This window comes from Amycolatopsis nivea, from assembly GCF_004522235.1.
Classification (GTDB): Bacteria; Actinomycetota; Actinomycetes; order Mycobacteriales; family Pseudonocardiaceae; genus Amycolatopsis; species Amycolatopsis nivea.
In genome coordinates this window covers 1-1,501 of sequence record NZ_SDLT01000098.1, presented here as the reverse complement: position 1 = coordinate 1,501, position 1,501 = coordinate 1, and the positions used below count along the sequence as shown (strand labels likewise).

Genomic DNA, 1,501 nt, shown 5'->3' with positions numbered 1-1,501 from the left:
GTGAAAGACATCCCAGGAGCTTGAATGTCAAGCCGCAACGTTCTCGGCGTGATGCGACCAGGCGATCGTTTCGTCGTAGGGGGTGCTGGTTTTGAGGCAGCCGTGCAGGATGCCGACGAGCCGGTTGGCCAGTTGGCGCAGGGCCGGGTTGTGTCCGGAGCCGCGGGCGCGTTGCCGGTCGTAGTAGGCCCGTGCTCCGGGCGAGGTTTTCAGCGCGGCGAACGCCTGGGCCATCAGCGCGTCGATGAGCCGGTCGTTGTGGATGAACCGGGCCAGGGCGACCTTCTTCTTGCCGGAGGCTCGCGTGACGGGGCTGGTGCCGGCGTAGTTCTTGCGCGCCTTCGCAGTGGCGTAGCGGTGCGGGTCGTCGCCGAATTCCGCGAGCACCCGGGCGCCGAGCACTGCTCCCAGACCGGGCTGGGAGCAGATGATCTCAGCAGCCGGGTGCTGCCCAAAATGAGTCTTCACCTGCCCCTGCAAGGCGGTGATCTGAGTGTTGAGCACGGTCAGCACCGCGATCAGCGCCTGGACCGAGGCGGCGTAGGCCGTCGCGACGACGTCGGGCTGGCCCAGGTGCTCGGCGCGCAACGCCGTCTGGATCGCCGCCGCTTTCCCGGCGACGTCACGACGGCGGGCGCGCTTGAGCGCGGCGCTGATCTGCGCGGTCGTCAACCGGGCAGCCTGGGCAGGAGTGGGGGCTTTGGCCAGCAACTCCAAGGCGTCAGCGGCATCGAGGTCCTCGAACGCCTCCAGCGCGGCGGGGAAATAGTCCCGCAAGGCGTGCCGCAGCCGCTGAGCGTGGCGGGTGCGTTCCCAGATCATGGTCTTGTGGGTGCGGGCCACGACCTTGACCGCCTCTGCTCGCGCCGAGTCGCCCGCAACCGGCCGCAACTCGTGGGAATGGGTGCGCACCATGTCGGCCAGCACATGTGCGTCGCCAGCGTCGCTTTTGGCCCCGGAGACCCCCAGCCGGCGTCGGAACTCCGCTGCCTGCAACGGATTGACCGCCATGACCGTGTAGCCGGCCGCGACCAGCGCGGCCACCCACGGCCCCCGGTCGGTCTCGATCCCTACCACCACCTCCGCGTCCTCGTCCGGAGTCTCGCCGAGCTGGCCGCCGACCATCGCGTGCAGCCGGGCCATCCCGGCCACGCCCTCCGGCAGCCGTGCTTTCGCCAGCCGGCGACCCGAGACGTCCATCAGCTCGACGTCGTGATGGTCCTCGGCCCAGTCATCTCCCACGAACAGCCGCAACGATCCTCCCGCCCTCGAAACCGATCACCGTGCGCAGCCAGCGGGAAGAACCATCAGCGACCTAATCAAGCAGTGCTCACACCACCAGCGGGCGGGCACGACATCCCAGCAGCGATCACTTCTCCCGGCCTACCGGCAGGGGCACTGTCTTTCACCAGGACTCCACGTCCAGGAACCCAGAGTGCTCACCCGCCGGCCGGCTACCACCAGGAGTGTGCCGGACGGCTCACTCCCAGAACTGATTAGG

1 protein-coding gene is annotated in these 1,501 nt (G+C 68.6%); it reads right to left on the bottom strand.

Annotation, left to right across the window (positions count from 1 at the left end; translation table 11 throughout):
- Positions 1-27: 27 nt before the first annotated feature.
- Positions 28-1,248 carry an IS110 family RNA-guided transposase gene (locus EIZ44_RS44370; protein ID WP_276323968.1) on the bottom strand — a complete coding sequence of 407 codons (1,221 nt, stop codon included), beginning with the start codon at positions 1,246-1,248 and terminating at the stop codon, positions 28-30.
- Between the last annotated feature and the right edge of the window lie 253 nt (positions 1,249-1,501).